The organism is Streptomyces antnestii, assembly GCF_004005495.1.
GTDB classification, from domain to species: domain Bacteria; phylum Actinomycetota; class Actinomycetes; order Streptomycetales; family Streptomycetaceae; genus Streptomyces; species Streptomyces antnestii.
Genome location: NZ_RZYA01000003.1, coordinates 22,204 through 39,179, shown reverse-complemented (window position 1 = coordinate 39,179; position 16,976 = coordinate 22,204). Strand labels below are relative to the sequence as shown.

At 71.4% G+C, this 16,976-nt stretch carries 9 protein-coding genes and 5 tRNA genes; 6 read left to right on the top strand and 8 right to left on the bottom strand.

All coding sequences use genetic code 11. From position 1 onward, the window contains the following. Window positions 1-162 precede the first annotated feature (162 nt). From EOT10_RS08005 to hrpA, 3 genes are all read right to left on the bottom strand, one after another. Complete coding sequence (locus EOT10_RS08005) at window positions 163-363, bottom strand: DUF6274 family protein (protein WP_127827390.1); 201 nt, start codon at window positions 361-363, stop codon at window positions 163-165. A gap of 418 nt (window positions 364-781) precedes the next feature. Then, window positions 782-856: transfer RNA gene (locus EOT10_RS08000), tRNA-Asp, on the bottom strand. A 96-nt stretch (window positions 857-952) separates the two neighbouring features. Further along, window positions 953-4,948, bottom strand: a complete 3,996-nt coding sequence (gene hrpA / locus EOT10_RS07995) for an ATP-dependent RNA helicase HrpA (RefSeq protein WP_127827389.1) — start codon at window positions 4,946-4,948, stop codon at window positions 953-955. Window positions 4,949-5,069: 121 nt separating this feature from the next. On the opposite strand from hrpA, the gene EOT10_RS07990 reads away from it, so the two are divergent. Next, window positions 5,070-6,221 carry an ABC-2 transporter permease gene (locus EOT10_RS07990; protein WP_223280884.1) on the top strand — a complete coding sequence of 384 codons (1,152 nt, stop codon included), beginning with the start codon at window positions 5,070-5,072 and terminating at the stop codon, window positions 6,219-6,221. A gap of 297 nt (window positions 6,222-6,518) precedes the next feature. Here EOT10_RS07990 and EOT10_RS07985 read toward each other — a convergent pair. From EOT10_RS07985 to EOT10_RS07970, 4 genes are all read right to left on the bottom strand, one after another. Further along, a tRNA-Phe gene (locus EOT10_RS07985) sits at window positions 6,519-6,592 on the bottom strand. A 24-nt stretch (window positions 6,593-6,616) separates the two neighbouring features. Continuing rightward, window positions 6,617-6,691: transfer RNA gene (locus EOT10_RS07980), tRNA-Asp, on the bottom strand. Between the two features lie 39 nt (window positions 6,692-6,730). Next, window positions 6,731-6,803 (bottom strand) — tRNA-Glu (locus EOT10_RS07975). 81 nt (window positions 6,804-6,884) lie between these two features. Then, window positions 6,885-8,474 (bottom strand): metallophosphoesterase family protein, encoded by a 1,590-nt coding sequence (locus EOT10_RS07970; RefSeq protein WP_127827388.1) that lies wholly within the window; start codon window positions 8,472-8,474, stop codon window positions 6,885-6,887. A 59-nt stretch (window positions 8,475-8,533) separates the two neighbouring features. Here EOT10_RS07970 and EOT10_RS07965 point away from each other — a divergent pair, with 59 nt between their 5' ends. The 5 genes from EOT10_RS07965 to EOT10_RS07945 all read left to right on the top strand — a co-directional run bounded on the left by EOT10_RS07965 (window position 8,534) and on the right by EOT10_RS07945 (window position 14,182). Further along, complete coding sequence (locus EOT10_RS07965; RefSeq protein ID WP_189491331.1) at window positions 8,534-8,884, top strand: metallopeptidase family protein; 351 nt, start codon at window positions 8,534-8,536, stop codon at window positions 8,882-8,884. Between the two features lie 176 nt (window positions 8,885-9,060). After that, a complete protein-coding gene (locus tag EOT10_RS07960; protein ID WP_127827387.1) occupies window positions 9,061-9,591 on the top strand; it encodes a hypothetical protein in 531 nt (176 codons plus the stop codon). A gap of 359 nt (window positions 9,592-9,950) precedes the next feature. Then, complete coding sequence (locus EOT10_RS07955; protein WP_223280883.1) at window positions 9,951-12,218, top strand: DEAD/DEAH box helicase; 2,268 nt, start codon at window positions 9,951-9,953, stop codon at window positions 12,216-12,218. 214 nt (window positions 12,219-12,432) lie between these two features. Further along, entirely contained in the window at window positions 12,433-13,977 is a 1,545-nt protein-coding gene (locus EOT10_RS07950) for an amino acid permease (protein ID WP_127827386.1), read from the top strand. 132 nt (window positions 13,978-14,109) lie between these two features. Next, a tRNA-Lys gene (locus EOT10_RS07945) sits at window positions 14,110-14,182 on the top strand. A gap of 74 nt (window positions 14,183-14,256) precedes the next feature. Here the strand turns inward: EOT10_RS07945 and mgtA are convergent. Beyond that, window positions 14,257-16,869 carry a magnesium-translocating P-type ATPase gene (gene mgtA / locus EOT10_RS07940; protein ID WP_223280882.1) on the bottom strand — a complete coding sequence of 871 codons (2,613 nt, stop codon included), beginning with the start codon at window positions 16,867-16,869 and terminating at the stop codon, window positions 14,257-14,259. Between the last annotated feature and the right edge of the window lie 107 nt (window positions 16,870-16,976).

The window sequence follows — 16,976 nt, the reverse complement described above, 5'->3', positions numbered from 1 at the left end:
GGGTAAGAAACGCTGTTTCCAAAACTGATGTGGTGACACCCGTCACACGATCGAACGCTTGTTGCCGGTGCGGCCCCTGGGTTAGAGGGGATTCGCGCGGGGAGCTTCACGCGTACTTCCCCCAGGCTGCCATCAGTTGAGGGCGCCGTCCGGCGGCTTTGGTCACGCGGTCGGGGGACTTTCGTCCTCGCATGCCCCGCAGTCCGCCTGAGGGCCGCCTGTGGGCTCTCTGTCGGGTTCCAGGGCGAGACGCAGGAGTCGGTGGCAGACGGGGCAGTGCCGGGTCAGATGGCGGTGGCCGGAGGCGGCGGAGAGGTGGGCGCGCAGCAGGGCGCGCGTCTCGTGCCGGGCGGATGCCGCCATGCGTCACCTCCGGGTCGGGAATCCCTGCTGCCTGGGTACCGGGGGAGTGAGACTCCGTCAAGAAGCGGGAGCGCGCCGGGGGAGGGGCCGGGTACGGGCCGCGCACACGACTGAGGCCCGCACCCTTGTGGGATGCGGGCCTCAGTTTTACTGCGGTCCTGACGGGATTTGCTGTGTCTGATTGCGGCTCCGCCGCGGGCGCGGCCTCTTGTCTCCGCGCATGCGTGTCCCCATGCACACGACTGAGGCCCGCGCCCTTGTGGGATGCGGGCCTCAGTTTTGCTGCGGTCCTGACGGGATTTGCTGTGTCTGATTGCGGCTCCGCCGCGGGCGCGGCCTCTTGTCTCCGCGCATGCGTGTCCCCATGCACACGACTGAGGCCCGCGCCCCTTGCGGGGTGCGGGCCTCAGTTTTACTGCGGTCCTGACGGGATTTGAACCCGCGGCCTCCACCTTGACAGGGTGGCGAGCACTCCAAACTGCTCCACAGGACCTTGCTTTTGCGGCACTTGGTGTTGCGCTGTGCTGCGATACGAGACTGTACAGCAGCGCAGGCCCGGCGGTCGAACTCACCCAGTGTGCCGGGTCCGTTACGGCGCCGCCGCGTCGATCGCCTTCACGATCCGCTTGTCGGAGACGGGGTACGCCGTGCCCAGCGCGTGCGCGAAGTAGCTGACCCGCAGCTCCTCCAGCATCCAGCGGATGTCCAGGACCTCCTGCGGCACGGGCCGTCCCTGCGGCAGCTGTTCGAGCAGCCAGGCGTACTCGTCCTGCATCTCGTGGACCTTCTCCATGCGCGACGTGTCCCGCTGGACGTTCGTCGGCATCTGCGTCAGACGCCGGTCGGCCGCGACCAGGTAGCGCACCAGGTCGGGCAGGCGCCGCAGGCCGGTCTCCGTGACGAAGCCCGGGCGGATCAGGGCCGTCAACTGGGCGCGGACATCCGTGAGGTTGGCGAGCAGCGTCGGGCTCTTCGTCGACTTCAGGCGGCGCTCACAGGCCTGCCACGCCGCGAGGACCTGCTGCACCTGGCCCACCGTGCGTACGGTCGTGTCGACGATCTCGGCGCGCACCTTGTCGTAGAGCTTGCGGTACGACTCCTCGTCCCAGGCCGGGCCGCCGAAGTCCGTGATGAGCTTGTCGCAGGCGGCCATGGCGCAGTCCTCGAAGAGCGCCTGGACCGAGCCGTGCGGGTTCGCGGACAGGGCGAGTTTCTGGGGGTTGGTCAGCTTGTCCGAGGCGAACTTGCCCGGGTTGACCGGGATGTTGCGCAGGATGAGCCGGCGCGTGCCCCTCCACATGGCCTGCGCCTGCTCCGCCTCGGTGTCGAAGAGGCGTACGGAGACGGTGTCGCCGTCGTCGACGAGCGCCGGGTACGCCTTGACCGGCTGGCCGGCGCGCCGGGTCTCGAAGACGCGGCTCAGCGTGCCGATCGACCAGTCGGTGAGGCCCTTGCGCTCCAGGGACTCGCCGCCGGAGCGTTCGGCCGTCGCCGCGGCCGCCTTGGAGATCGCCTGCCGGGCCTTCGGCTTCAGCTTGAGCTTCAGCGCCTCCAGGTCCTTGTCCTCGGCGAGCGTCCTGCGCCGCTCGTCGACGATCCGGAAGGTGACCTTCAGGTGGTCGGGTACGCGGGACAGGTCGAAGTCGTCGGCCTGCACCGGCACACCGACCATCCGCTGGAGCTCCCGCGCCAGCGTCAGCGGCAGCGCCTCCTGGAGGGGCACGGCCCGCTCCAGGAACGCCTTCGCGTAGTTCGGCGCCGGGACGTAGTGCCGGCGGACCGGCTTGGGCAGCGAGCGGATCAGCTCGACGACCACGTCCTCGCGCAGGCCCGGGATCTGCCAGTCGAAGCCCTCGGACGTGACCTGGTTGAGCACCTGGAGCGGCACGTGGACGGTCACGCCGTCCGCGTCGGCGCCCGGCTCGAACTGGTACGTCACCCGGAACTTCAGCGGGCCCTGGCGCCACGAGTCCGGGTAGTCGTCCTTGGTGATGGCCTCCGCGGACTCGCGGATGAGCATGGAGCGCTCGAAGTCGAGGAGTTCGGGCTCGTCGCGCTTCTTGTTCTTCCACCAGGAGTCGAAGTGCGCGCCGGAGACGACATGGGCCGGGACCCGCTGGTCGTAGAAGTCGAAGAGGGTCTCGTCGTCCACGACGATGTCGCGGCGGCGGGCCCGGTGCTCCAGCTCCTCGACCTCGGTGAGCAGCTTGCGGTTGTCCGAGAAGAACTTGTGGTGCGTGCGCCAGTCGCCCTCGACCAGAGCGTTCCTGATGAACAGCTCGCGGCTGACCTCGGGGTCGATGCGCCCGTAGTTCACCTTGCGCTGGGCGACGAGCGGGACGCCGTACAGCGTCACCTTCTCGTACGCCATCACGGCCGCCTGGTCCTTCTCCCAGTGCGGCTCGCTGTACGTGCGCTTGAGGAGGTGTTCGGCGAGGGGCTCGACCCACTCCGGCTCGATCCGCGCGTTGACCCGGGCCCAAAGGCGCGAGGTCTCGACGAGTTCGGCGGACATGATGAAGCGCGGGGGCTTCTTGAAGAGGGCGGAGCCGGGGAAGACGGCGAACTTGGCGCCCCGGGCGCCCAGGTACTCGTTCCGGCCGCCGCGCTGCTTGGGGTCCTTGTCCGTGGACTCCTTCACGTCCTTCATCCCGATGTGGGAGAGCAGGCCGGCGAGGAGGGAGATGTGGACCTGCTGCTCGGGCGCGTCAGTACCCGCCGCAGGCTCCTCCAGATGTAGGCCCATCTGCTTGGCCACCGTGCGGAGCTGCGTGTAGATGTCCTGCCACTCGCGGATGCGCAGGAAGTTCAGGTACTCCGACTTGCACATACGCCGGAACGCGGAGGAACCGAGAGCCTTCTGCTGCTCCCGGATGTAGCGCCACAGGTTGAGGAACGCCAGGAAGTCGGACGTCTCGTCCTTGAAGCGGGCGTGCTGCTGGTCGGCCTGCGCCTGCTTCTCGCTGGGGCGCTCGCGCGGGTCCTGGATGGACAGGGCGGCCACGATCACCATGACCTCGCGCACACAGCCGTTCTTGTCGGCCTCCAGGACCATCCGGGCGAGGCGCGGGTCCACCGGCAGCTGGGCGAGCTTGCGGCCCTGCTGGGTGAGGCGCTTGCGGACGTCCTTCTCCGCCGGGTTCAGCGCGCCGAGCTCCTGGAGGAGCTGCACGCCGTCGCGGATGTTGCGGTGGTCCGGCGGGTCGATGAAGGGGAACTTCTCGATGTCGCCGAGCCCGGCCGCGGTCATCTGGAGGATGACGGAGGCGAGATTCGTCCGGAGGATCTCCGCGTCCGTGAACTCGGGACGGGCGAGGAAGTCGTCCTCCGAGTACAGGCGGATGCAGATGCCGTCCGACGTACGGCCGCAGCGGCCCTTGCGCTGGTTGGCGCTGGCCTGGCTGATCGCCTCGATGGGGAGGCGCTGCACCTTCGTGCGGTGCGAGTAGCGCGAGATGCGGGCGGTGCCCGGGTCGATCACGTATTTGATGCCGGGGACGGTCAGCGAGGTCTCCGCGACGTTCGTCGCGAGGACGATGCGGCGGAGCGAGCCGGTAGGGCGCTGGAAGACGCGGTGCTGCTCCGCGTGCGACAGGCGCGCGTAGAGGGGCAGGACCTCGGTGAAGCGGAACTTCTTCTTCTCCAGCGCGTCCGCCGTGTCGCGGATCTCGCGTTCTCCGGAGAGGAAGACGAGGATGTCGCCCTTGCCCTCGCCCTGGAGCTCCTCGACGGCGTCGGTGATCGCGGTGATCTGGTCCCGGTCGGAGTCTTCGGAATCCTCTTCGAGGAGGGGCCGGTAACGCACCTCCACCGGGTACGTACGGCCGCTGACCTCGACGATCGGGGCGTCGCCGAAGTGCCGGGAGAAGCGCTCGGGGTCGATCGTCGCCGACGTGATGACGACCTTCAGGTCCGGGCGCTTGGGGAGCAGCTGCGCCAGGTAACCGAGCAGGAAGTCGATGTTCAGGGACCGCTCGTGGGCCTCGTCGATGATGATCGTGTCGTACGCGCGCAGCTCGCGGTCCGTCTGGATCTCGGCGAGCAGGATGCCGTCCGTCATCAGCTTCACGAACGTGGCGTCCGGGTCGACCTGGTCCGTGAAGCGGACCTTCCAGCCGATGGCCTCGCCGAGCGGCGTGTCCATCTCGTCCGCGATGCGCTCGGCGACCGTGCGGGCCGCGAGCCGGCGGGGCTGGGTGTGGCCGATCATGCCGCGCAGGCCGCGGCCGAGGTCGAGACAGATCTTGGGGATCTGGGTCGTCTTGCCGGAGCCGGTCTCGCCCGCCACGATCACGACCTGGTGGTCGCGGATCGCGTCGGCGATCTCGTCCTTCTTCTGGCTGACGGGAAGCTGCTCGGGATACGTGACGTCGAGCGCGTCGAAGCGGCCGCGGCGCAGCGCGGTCCTGGCCTCGGCCTTCTCGGCCTCCGCCTCGATCTCGGCGAGCACGGCGGCCCGGGCTTCGGGCTTACGGATGCGGCGCGCGCCTTCGAGCCTGCGGCCGAGCCGGTGCGCATCGCGCAGGGACAGCTCGGACAGGCGCTGGGCGAGGGAGCCGAGGACGGGGGCAGGCTGCGTAGACATACGCGGTCCAGGATCTCACCTCGGGGAAATTGGTGGCGACTGGTTTTGACGTGGGCCGGTTTCGGCCGGTGATCTCGCGTTTGGCGGTGTAGGTCCCTTATGGGTGTTTTAACGTGTTCGTATGCCGGATCTGAGCGACGAAGACAGCGGCGGCGGCAGCGGCGGCGGCAGCGGCAGAGCCAGTGGCGGTGACAGCGGGGGCGGCGGCGACCACGGGCACGGCGCGCACGGGCGGGTGCCCACGCGCCGGGAACGCTGGGAGGACTTCAAGAAGTCGCCGTTCCTGCCCGCGACCGTCCTGGTGTTCATCCTGGCCGCCGCCGCGGGGCTCTTCGCCGGGTCGTACACGTACACGATGGCGAACCCGACTCCGCACCGGATTCCCACGGCCGTGGTGGGGGCGGCGAACGCCTCTCACGGCGGGGAGTTCCTCGCCGGCATGGAGCGGGCGCTGAACGCTTCGCTCCAGTTGCATCCGTATCCGAACCTTCCGGCGGCCCTTGCGGGCGTGGACCAGCAGAAGGTCTTCGCGGTCCTGGACGTGCGGGCCGGCGACCGCGTCTCCCTCGTCGTCTCGGGGGCGTCCGGTGCCTCGGTGGCGCAGGTCCTCGCGGAGACGGCCCCGAAGGTGGGCGCCGCGCTCGGGGTGCCGGTCACGGTGACCGACGCCAGGCCGCTGCAGAAGGGCGACCCGCGTGGTCTCGCGATCTTCTACATCTCGCTGGCCGCGGTCATCATCGGCTTCGTCGGCGCGATCCAGCTGAGCGTGCACGCGCGGGCACTCAACCCGTGGGAGCGGATCGCCTACACGGTCGCGTACGCGATGGCCGGGGCCTTCGTGATCGCCGCCGTCGTGGACTGGTGGCTCGGCGCCCTCGACCTGCCCTTCGCCGAGTCCTGGGCCATCCTCGCGCTGACGATGTTCACGTCGGGGATGGTCTTCACGATGTTCAACACGCTCTTCGGCCGCTGGGCGATGATCCCGACGTGGGGGCTGATGGTGCTCCTCGGCAACCCGTCGTCGGGCGGCGCGGTGTCGTGGCCGCTGCTGCCGTCGGTACTCGGCCGCATCGGCCGCTGGCTGCCGCCGGGCGCGTCCGTGAACGCGCAGCACACGGCGGTGTACTTCGGCGCGTACCAGCACGCGTTCCCGTTCCTGGTGCTCGCGGCCTGGGCCCTGCTGTCGTGCGGCGTCTTCTGGTTCTGGCGCCACCGCCACCCGGGCGGCCGAACGAGCGAACCGGCACACGCGGCACCCCAGGGGGAGGCGTGACGGCGCCTGGGGGGTGGGGCTGAGGGTGGGGGCGCGGGTACGGGACCGGGTGCGGGCCTGGTCTGGAGACGGGGCGCGTCTGTTGTGGCTGGGCGGGCCGTCTGCCCGGTGCCGGCCCTGATGGCGGCCGTGCGAGCCCGTCGGGACCGCCCGTGACGTGGTTCGCGAACGAATCGCAGCGGTCCTGACGGGATTTGCTGTGTCTGTCGGCGGCTTCGCCGCGGGCGCGGCCTCGGGGGCAGGGTGTGCCGGGAGGGAACGCAACAGGCCCCATCCGGAGACGGGGCCTGTTTGTTGTGGCTGGGGCCGGGATCGAACCGGCGACCTATCGCTTTTCAGGCGATCGCTCGTACCAACTGAGCTACCCAGCCACGCGGTTCGCGAACGAATCGCAGCGGTCCTGACGGGATTTGAACCCGCGGCCTCCACCTTGACAGGGTGGCGAGCACTCCAAACTGCTCCACAGGACCAAGCTGTTGTGCGACACAAGTGTCGCACAGGGTGTTACGTGCCCCCAACGGGATTCGAACCCGTGCTACCGCCTTGAAAGGGCGGCGTCCTGGGCCACTAGACGATGAGGGCTAATTGGCCCGCCTGGGCGCTTCGCAGCGCGTCGGGGACGTGAGAAGCATATGGGATGCGGGGAGGGATCGCCAAAACGGTTTAAGGCGAGGGTGAGGGCGAGCCCTTGGGCGGCGTCCGTGAGGGGTTCGGCGAGGGGGTGGGGGAGGGGGTCGCGCCGGGCTGGTTCTCCTTGGGCAGGTGGCGGCTCACTTGCGCGGTCGTCAGGCCCAGGCCACCCAGTTCGATCTCGTCCCAGGCCTGGAGGCGGCGCGTGTCGCGGTCCAGATAGAGGACCGACGCCTGCACCGGGTCGGGGGACGCGTCGTCCACCGCGCGCAGCCCGCTGCCGCCGGTCGAGCCCTCGACGCGCAGCCGCGTGCCCAGCTTCATCACCTCGGTCTCCTCGTGATGGATGTGGCCCGCGAGGACCAGCGGCACCGTGCCGTCCGTCTCGCGGGCGGCCACCGGGTTGTGGGCGATCGCGATGTCCACCGGCGTGCCCGCCGCACGCTGGTCGCGCAGCGCCGAGGCCAGCCGGATGCCGGCCATGCGCTCGGCCGGGTCGCCCTGCGCCTTGACCGCCCGGTCCGGCGTGAACTGGGGGTCTCCCGTGCCGGCGAAGCGCAGCCCTGCGACGGAGACCGCCTTGCCGTCGTCGAGGACGTGGACGTTCCTGAACCGTTCGAGGTAACGCTGAGTCGTCGCCGAGTCGTGGTTGCCGCGGACCCAGACGTACGGGGCGCCGAGGTCCTTGATCGGGTCGAGGAACGCGTTCTCGGCCGCCGAGCCGTGGTCCATCGTGTCGCCGGAGTCGACGATCACGGAGATGTCGTACTGCTCGACGAGCGAGGCGATGATCTTCCAGCTCGCCGGGTTCAGATGGATGTCGGAGACGTGCAGGACGCGGATCGTGGACGGGTCGGGGCGGTACGCGGGGAGCGTCGACGTCACGTCGTACAGCTTCGTCACATTGGTCACCAGGCGCGCCAACTCCTTCTGGTAGACGTCGAATTCGGTGACGATCGATCGCGCGTTGCCGACGACGGAGGGGGCCGAGGAGAGCAGTCCGGAGAACTTCGGCTCCAGGACCGACTTGGGGTTCCAGGTCGCGTACGCCGCTCCTCCCGAGGCCGCCAGGAGGGCGAGCGCGAGGGCGCCGGCGCCGAGTGCGCGGCGCGGGCGGCGGTAGACGGCGAGGCCCAGCGCGGTGGCGCCGGAGACGACGGCGACGCAGGAGCGCACGGCGAGGTCGAGGGTGCCCTTCTCGACGTCGCGGGTGATCTCGCTCTGCAGGCCGGAGATGCGCTCGGGGTGGTTGACCAGGGCTTCGGAGCGGACCGGGTCGAGACGGTCGACGTCCACGTCAAGGCGGATGGGGGCGGTGTGCGACTTCAGTTCCAGGGAGCCGAGCGGCGAGACGTTGATCTTCGTGCCGCCGGTCAGGGACGGGCGCAGCGTCATCCGGGTGTCCATCGGGCCCACCGGGACGCGCACGCTGCCGACGACGAGGAGGCCGAGCCAGGCGCCCAGGAGGACGACGGCCGTCATGCCGAGGGCACGGACGTACGGGTGGGGCTGGTGGGTGAGTTCGCCGGTGGGGCGGGGGCGCCGGGCGCGGAAGAGGCGGCCGGCCGCGGAGGTGACGTTCCGCAGGACGGACCGGACGGCGGCAGCGGTGACGCGGGCCATTGGTCCCGTATGCCCAGGAGGACAGGTGGATATGCGGGGGCGTGGCCGACAATGGCCGTGTGCTGGAGATGACGCGCGAGGAGTTCGAGGAACTGGTCGCCGAGGCCCTGGACCGGATTCCGCCCGAGCTGACGCGGCTCATGGACAACGTGGCGGTGTTCGTCGAGGACGAGCCTCCCGCCGGGAGCCCCGAGCTGCTCGGCCTCTACGAGGGGACGCCGCTGACCGACCGGGGCGAGTGGTACGCGGGCGTGCTGCCCGACCGGATCACGATCTACCGGGGCCCGACGCTGCGGATGTGCGAGTCCCACGAGGACGTCGTCGCGGAGACGGAGGTCACCGTCGTCCACGAGATCGCCCACCACTTCGGCATCGACGACGCGCGGCTGCACGCCCTCGGTTACGGGTGAGCGCCGGGCAGCGGTGACGCGGTGGGCGTGTCCTCTTGCGGGGGACGGGAGTTGGGAACGGTGACGCCGGTTTTCGGCGGCCCCTTTTTCTTCCTTTTTCTTCCTTTTCCGTCTCGGTTCCGGCTTCAGCCCCAGCTCCCGCTCCCCGCATTCCAGCGCCCCGGAGGTGCTCGCCCGTGCGCCAGCTGTCCCTGCCCCCTCGTCTGGTTCGAATGGCCGCGACGGTGGTGGCCGTCACGGCGGCGGCCAGCGGCTGCGTGAGCGTCGCGCACGACGGGGGCGCCGCCACCCCGTCGCACTCGGCCGGGCGGCACGGCGGGGTGGCGCCCGACGGCGGCGCGGTGGTCCCCGGGGGCGCCGGAACGCGGGCGGGGGCCCGGGGCGGCGGGGACGACGGGGCGACGTCGCCCGGGCCGAGCGGGACCGCGTCGGACGGGGCCTCGGACGCCGCGTCCTCGCCCTCGGTGTCGCCCTCCGAGCGCGGGGCCCCGGGTCCGGCGAAGCCGTCGGCGAGCGGGCGGACCACGCCGCCCACGCGGCCGTCACCGACGCGCCCCACCCCGGACTCGCCGACGCCGACCGAGGACACCCCCACGCCGACGCCGGACCCGTCCACCGCCGAGCCCTCCTCGTCGGCGCACGAGCAGGCGTCGGGCCGGGTCAGGGTCGTCCGGGAGCCCGCGCCGACCGCGGGGACGCAGGCGTAGCGACAGGGCGGTGCGGTGCGGGGGCGGCGGCCTGCGCGGCGCGAGGGTGGTGCCCTGCGCGGCGCGGAGTGCGGCACCCGGGTACGGCGCTGGGTGCGGCACCGGGGTACGGCGCGGGGTGCGGCATCAGGCACGGCGCCCCGGTGTGAGCGGGGTCTCACGGAGCGGGTTTGCGCAGGGGGGTGGTGGGTGCGTATGGTGGTAGATCGTTTGATCCCATTTGCCCGGCGCCGAAAAAGAAGAGCGCCGCGTGGCGCGTTCTCTCCCCAGCCGTGGCTGGACCGCATTGAGGCGGTCGATTGCGAAATTCACGGAGTTGACGGGCGCGTGCCGAGACTCCGGAAGGTTTCGCATTTCGCATGTCCATTTCCAGTTCTGACCACTCCGTCATGCCCGAGAACGTCGAGAAGGACGAGGCCGTTCAGGTCCTCGCCGTCGACGAGGACGTGACGACCGTCGCCGTCGGAGAGGTCGTCGAAGACGCCTCCGCCGAGGCCGACACCCCCGACACCCCCGCCGAGCCTGCCGAGCCTGCCGAGCCCACCCTGACCTTCGGCGACCTCGGTCTGCCCGAGGGCATCGTCCGCAAGCTCGCGCAGAACGGCGTGACCGCGCCGTTCCCGATCCAGGCCGCGACCATCCCGGACGCCCTGGCCGGCAAGGACATCCTCGGCCGTGGCCGCACCGGCTCCGGCAAGACCCTGTCCTTCGGTCTGCCGACCCTGGCGCGTCTCGCCGGCGGTCACACCGAGAAGAAGAAGCCTCGCGCGGTCATCCTGACCCCGACCCGCGAGCTGGCGATGCAGGTCGCCGACGCCCTCCAGCCCTACGGCGACGTCCTCGGCCTCAAGATGAAGGTCGTCTGCGGCGGTACGTCCATGGGCAACCAGATCTACGCGCTCGAGCGCGGCGTCGACGTCCTCGTCGCCACCCCGGGCCGCCTGCGCGACATCATCAACCGCGGCGCCTGCTCGCTCGCCAACGTCGAGATCGCCGTTCTCGACGAGGCCGACCAGATGTCCGACCTGGGCTTCCTGCCCGAGGTCACCGAGCTGCTCGACCAGGTCCCGGCCGACGGCCAGCGCATGCTGTTCTCGGCCACGATGGAGAACGAGATCTCCACGCTGGTCAAGCGCTACCTGACCAACCCGGTCACGCACGAGGTCGACGCCGCCCAGGGCGCCGTCACGACCATGACCCACCACATCCTGATCGTGAAGCCCAAGGACAAGGCGCCGGTCACCGCCGCGATCGCCTCCCGCAAGGGCCGCACCATCATCTTCGTCCGCACCCAGCTGGGCGCCGACCGCATCGCCGAGCAGCTGCAGGACGCCGGTGTGAAGGCCGACGCGCTGCACGGCGGCATGACGCAGGGCGCCCGTACCCGCGTTCTCGCCGACTTCAAGGACGGCTACGTCAACACGCTCGTCGCCACCGACGTCGCCGCCCGCGGTATCCACGTCGACGGCATCGACCTGGTCCTGAACGTGGACCCGGCCGGTGACCACAAGGACTACCTGCACCGCTCGGGCCGTACCGCGCGTGCCGGCAAGTCCGGTGTCGTCGTCTCCCTGTCGCTGCCGCACCAGCGCCGTCAGATCTTCCGGCTGATGGAGGACGCGGGCGTCGACGCCTCGCGTCACATCATCAACTCCGGTACGGCCTTCGAGCCCGAGGTCGCCGAGATCACCGGTGCCCGGTCCATGACCGAGGTGCAGGCCGAGTCCGCGGGCAACGCCGCGCAGCAGGCCGAGCGCGAGGTCACCTCGCTCACCAAGGAGCTGGAGCGTGCCACGCGCCGCGCCGGCGAGCTGCGCGAGGAGGCCGACCGCCTCACCGCGCGTGCCGCCCGTGAGCGGGGCGAGGACGCCGAGGGTGTCGCCGCCGCCGTCGCGGCCGCTGCCGAGAAGGCCGCCGAGGCGTCCGTCCCGGAGCAGTCCGCCGCCCCGGCCGAGCGCCAGGAGCGTTCGTCCTACGAGCAGCGCCCGCAGCGCCGTGACGAGCGGGGCAACTACGAGAAGCGCGACCGTCGCGACGACCGTCCGTCGGGCGGCTTCAACCGTGACCGTCGTGACGACCGTGGCGGCTTCGACCGTGACCGTCGTGACGACCGCGGTGGCCGTTCGTTCGAGCGCCGTGACAACGACCGTGGCGGCTTCCGCCGTGACGATCGTCCGTCGGGCGGCTTCAACCGTGACCGTCGTGACGACCGTGGCGGCTTCGACCGTGACCGTCGTGACGACCGCGGTGGCCGTTCCTTCGAGCGTCGCGACGACCGTCCGTCGGGTGGCTTCCGCCGCGACAACGACCGTCCGTCCGGTGGCTTCAACCGTGACCGTCGTGACGACCGTCCCTCCGGGGGCGGCTTCAACCGCGACCGTCGTGACGAGCGCCCCTCGGGCGGCGGCTTCCGCCGTGACGACCGCCCCTCCGGCGGCCACCGCGGCAGCGACCGTCCGTTCAACCGCGACCGTCGTGACGACCGTCCCACCGGCGGCGGCTTCCGCTCCGGCGGCCACGACCGCCCGTACGGCCGCCGTGACGACCACCGTGGTGCGGGCTCCGGCTCGACCGGCGGTTCCTCGTTCCGCCGCGACGAGAAGCCGCGCTGGAAGCGCAACGGCTGAGACCTTGTGAAGTGAGTGAAGGGCCCGGGAGACGATCGCGTCTTCCGGGCCTTCCGCGTTCCGCTTCCCGGGCCTTCCGGGTTCCGCTTCCCGGGCCCTGGTCGCACGCGTTCCCGCCCCGGTCACCCGGCGGTTTCCACCCCCGGTCACTCAAGGGCATTTTTTGGCCAACTCCCGTGCATGGCCAGCCCGTTGGCCGGGCATCGCTGGGGGCATGACAAGTGACCCAGCGGTGCAGCAGCCGCCGCCATCGTCCGACGAGGAGCGCCTCGCGCAACTCGGCTACACCCAGGTCCTCGCCCGCCGGATGTCGGCGTTCTCCAACTACGCGGTCTCCTTCACGATCATCTCGGTGCTCTCCGGGTGCCTGACGATGTATCTGTTCGGGATGAACACCGGCGGTCCCGCCCTGATCACCTGGGGGTGGGTCGGGGTCGGACTGATGACGCTGTTCGTCGGGCTCGCGATGGCGGAGATCTGTTCGGCGTATCCGACGTCCGCGGGCCTCTACTTCTGGGCGCACCGGCTCGCGCCGCCGAGGTCGGCCGCCGCGTGGGCGTGGTTCACGGGGTGGTTCAACGTCCTCGGGCAGGTCGCGGTGACCGCCGGGATCGACTTCGGTGCCGCGTCCTTCCTCGGCGCCTACCTGAACCTCCAGTTCGGCTTCATGGTGACGCCGGGCCGCACGATCCTGCTGTTCGCGGCGATCCTGATCCTGCACGGACTCCTCAACACCTTCGGCGTCCGCATCGTCGGACTGCTCAACAACGTCAGCGTCTGGTGGCACGTCATCGGCGTCGTCGTCATCGTCGGAGCCCTCGCCTTCGCGCCCGACAGCCACCAGTCGGTGTCGTTCGTCTTCACGAAGTTCGTGAACAACACGGGGTGGGGCAGCGGCCTCTACGTCGCCCTGATCGGGCTGCTCATGGCCCAGTACACCTTCACCGGCTACGACGCCTCCGCGCACATGACCGAGGAGACCCACGACGCCTCGACGGCCGGGCCCAAGGGCATCGTGCGCTCCATCTGGACGTCCTGGATCGCCGGGTTCGTGCTGCTCCTCGGCTTCACCTTCGCCATCCAGTCGTACAAGGGCGCGCTCGGCTCCGCGACCGGGGCGCCGCCCGCGCAGATCCTGCTCGACGCGCTCGGCGCGACCGCCGGGAAGCTGCTGCTGCTCGTCGTCATCGGCGCGCAGCTCTTCTGCGGCATGGCCTCCGTCACCGCCAACAGCCGCATGATCTACGCCTTTTCACGCGACGGAGCGCTGCCGTACTCGCACGTCTGGCACACCGTCAACCCGCGCACCCGCACCCCCGTCGCCGCCGTGTGGCTGGCCGCGCTCGGCGCGCTCGTGCTCGGACTGCCGTACCTGATCAACGTCACGGCGTACGCGGCCGTGACCTCGATCGCCGTCATCGGCCTCTACATCGCGTACGTCGTCCCGACGCTGCTGCGGGTGCGCAAGGGGGATGCCTTCGAGCGCGGGCCCTGGCACCTGGGCAAGTGGTCGCGGCCCATCGGGATCGTGGCGGTGGTGTGGGTCGGCGTCATCACGGTCCTGTTCATGCTGCCGCAGCTCGCGCCGGTCACGTGGGAGAACTTCAACTACGCGCCGATCGCCGTGCTCGTGGTCCTCGGGTTCGCGGGCGTGTGGTGGCTGGCGTCGGCCCGGCACTGGTTCCTCAACCCCGAGCACGCGCGGACCGTCGCGCGGGAGGCGGGGCGAGTGGGAGCGCCCGAACCGGTCGATCCGTGACCGGCGGACGCGCCGCCCGGCCGCCCGTGTGACGGCCGGGTGACGTCCGACAGGCCGTGGAGGCCGATACCCGATCGGCCTCCCGGCCGCGGCGGGCTATGCTCGGGGAAGCGTCGGCGCCGTCCGGCGCGTGGACCCTTAGCTCAATTGGCAGAGCAGTGGACTTTTAATCCATTGGTTGTGGGTTCGAGTCCCACAGGGTCTACAGAGAAAGCCCAGGTCGGAAGTCATCCGATCTGGGCTTTCGGCGTACGGGGGGCGGCCGTTCGTGGCGCGGCGTCAGTCCTGGCGCAGGTAGCGCCTCTTCACCGCCGTCAGCGCGAGGGCGTACAGGGCGAGGACCGCCGCGAGCAGCGCGTAGTAGAACAGCGGCAGCGGGGTCATGCCGAGCGGGCCGGCGACGGGCGTCAGGGGCAGGGCGATGCCGACGACGGCCAGCGCGGCCACCGCCCAGCGGACCGGGCTCGGCGTGCGGGGGAGGGGGCCCGAGCCGTCCCGGCCGGTGCGCAGGAGCAGCATCACCAGACCCTGCGTCAGCAGGTTCTCGGTGAACCAGCCCGCGTGGAACGCCGCCTCGCCGGGCCCCGCCCGCGTGTGCAGGGCCAGGGCGAGGGCGCCGAAGGTGGCGAGGTCGGCGGCGGCGTTGAGGACGCCGAAACCGGTGATGAAGCGGAGGAAGTCGCGGGGGCGCAGCGTGCTGGGCCGGCGCAGGGCGGCGGCCGCCGGGCGGTCGAAGGCGAACGAGAGCTGGGCCGCGTCGAAGCACAGGTTCTGGGCGAGTACCTGGGCCGGGAGCATCGGCAGGAACGGCAGCAGGAGGCCCGCGGAGAGCATCGCGATCACGTTGCCGAGGTTCGAGGACAGCGTCACGCGCAGATACGTGGCGATGTTGCCGCTGCTGTGGCGGCCCGCGCTGATCGCGTGGCCGATCGCCGTGAGGTCCTTGCCGGGGCGGTCCGCCGGGCCGTCGCCCCGCCGTGCCTCGGCCAGCACGATGTCGGCCGTGTCGCGGGCCACGGGGACCGCGTCGCGCGGGCAGATCCCGACGTCGGCGGCGCGCAGCGCGGGCAGGTCGTTCACGCCGTCGCCGAGGAAGCCGACCGTCGTCTCCCCGCCGGCCCGCAGGGCGGTCACGATGCGTGCTTTGTGCGCGGGGGCGCAGCGGGCGAAGACGGTGGTCCGGTGGGCGAGGCGGGCCAGTTCCGCGTCGGTGAGCGCGTCGAGGGAGTCCGCGGTGCGGACGTCGCCGGGGTCGAGGCCGAGGTCGCGCAGGGCGCGGGCCGCGGTGCCGGGGTGGTCGCCGGTGATCACCTTGACGGTGACACCGCGCTCGCCGAGGTCGCGCAGGGCCTGGGCGGCGGTCGGCACGAGGGCGTCGGTGAAGGCGACGAAGCCGGTGAAGGTGAGGCCGCGCTCGTCGGCCGTGCTGTACGGGCGGTGCCGGGCGGGGCGCTCGGCGGTCGCCACGGCGAGGAGCCGCAGTCCGTCGCCGGACAGCTCCGCGGCCCGGGCGAGCAGGCGCGCGCGTTCGGCGTCGTCCAGCGCGCACCGCTCGAGGACGTTCTCGACCGAGCCCTTGACGGCCAGGGTGACCGTGCCGAGCGCGCCGGGCCGCCGCACGACGGCGGTGGCGAGGCGGCGTACGGGGTCGAAGGGGAGGGCGGTGACCCCGTCGTACGCGTCGATGAGGTCCGGGTCCGCCGTGAGCGCCTCGTCGATGACCGCCTCGTCGAGCGCGTCCGGGGCCGGCAGCTCGGCGAGCTGGAGCGTCCACCACGCGGAGACGGCCGCCCAGTGCAGGGCCTCGGGGTCGGTGCGGTCCGGGTCGACGTCCGGGCGGTCCTGCGTGAGGGTGCCCGTCTTGTCGACGCAGAGGATGTCGACCGCGCCGATGTCGTGCAGCGCGGGCAGCCGCTTGACGATCACCCCGTGGGTGCGGGCAAGCAGCGCCGAGCCGCGGGCGAGCGCCGTCGTGACGATCACCGGCAGCATCTCGGGGGTCAGCCCGACGGCCACGGCGACCGCGAACGGCAGCGTCTCCAGGCCCCGGCCGCGCAGCGCCGCGCCCGCCATCAGGACCAGCGGCGGCGTCAGGAGCATGAAGCGGATCAGGGTCCACGAGATGCCGTGCACCGAGCGGTCGAACGCGCTCGCCGCACGCCGTGCGCCGGCCGTGCGGCGGTCGGCGGCGAAGCGGGTGTCCGCGCCGGTCGCCAGCACCACTGCACTCGCGCTCCCGGAGGCCACGCTGCCGCCCTGGAAGCACAGATGCGCCGACTCGCCGTCCGCGGGCAGGTCCACGGGATGCTTGCCGACGGGCACCGACTCCCCGGTGAACGCGGCCTGTTGCACGGTCAGCCCCTGCGCCCGCAACAGGCGTACGTCGGCGGGGACCAGGTCGCCGGGGCCGAGGCGGACGACGTCCCCGGGCACCAGCTGGCCGACCGGGATCTCGCGTTCGCCGGGCGGGCCCGAGGCGTCGTCGCCGGGGCGGCGCAGCACGGTCGCCGTCGTGGCCACCAGGTCGCGCAGGCCCGCCATGGCGCTGTCCGCGCGGCGCTCGCCCGCGGAGCGCAGGCCGCAGCTGACGGCGACCAGGACCAGGATCACGCAGGCGGTGCCCCAGGCGGCGACGGTCGCCGAGACGAGGCCGAGGCAGAGCAGGACGGCGGTGAACGGATCGCGCAGGCTGCGGGCGGCGAGCCGGGGCCAGGACAGGGGGCGCGTGCCGGGCGGCACGTTCTCGCCGTGCCGGGCGAGGCGCCGCTCGGCCTCCGCCTCGGTGAGCCCGCGCGGGCCGCTGCCGAGGGAGCGCAGGTGCTGCAGCGTCGTACGTCCGGGGGACGGGGACGGGGCCGGGGCGGCGGCGTGGGCCGGGGCGGTGTCGGTCACTTCGGGCGCCGTCAGGGCTTCTCTGGTGTCGGCACCGTCGTCTTCTCCCGTTCATCGGACCGCGAATCCCGTTCACCGGACCGCGAAAGGCTCCCCGGCGGAGGGTT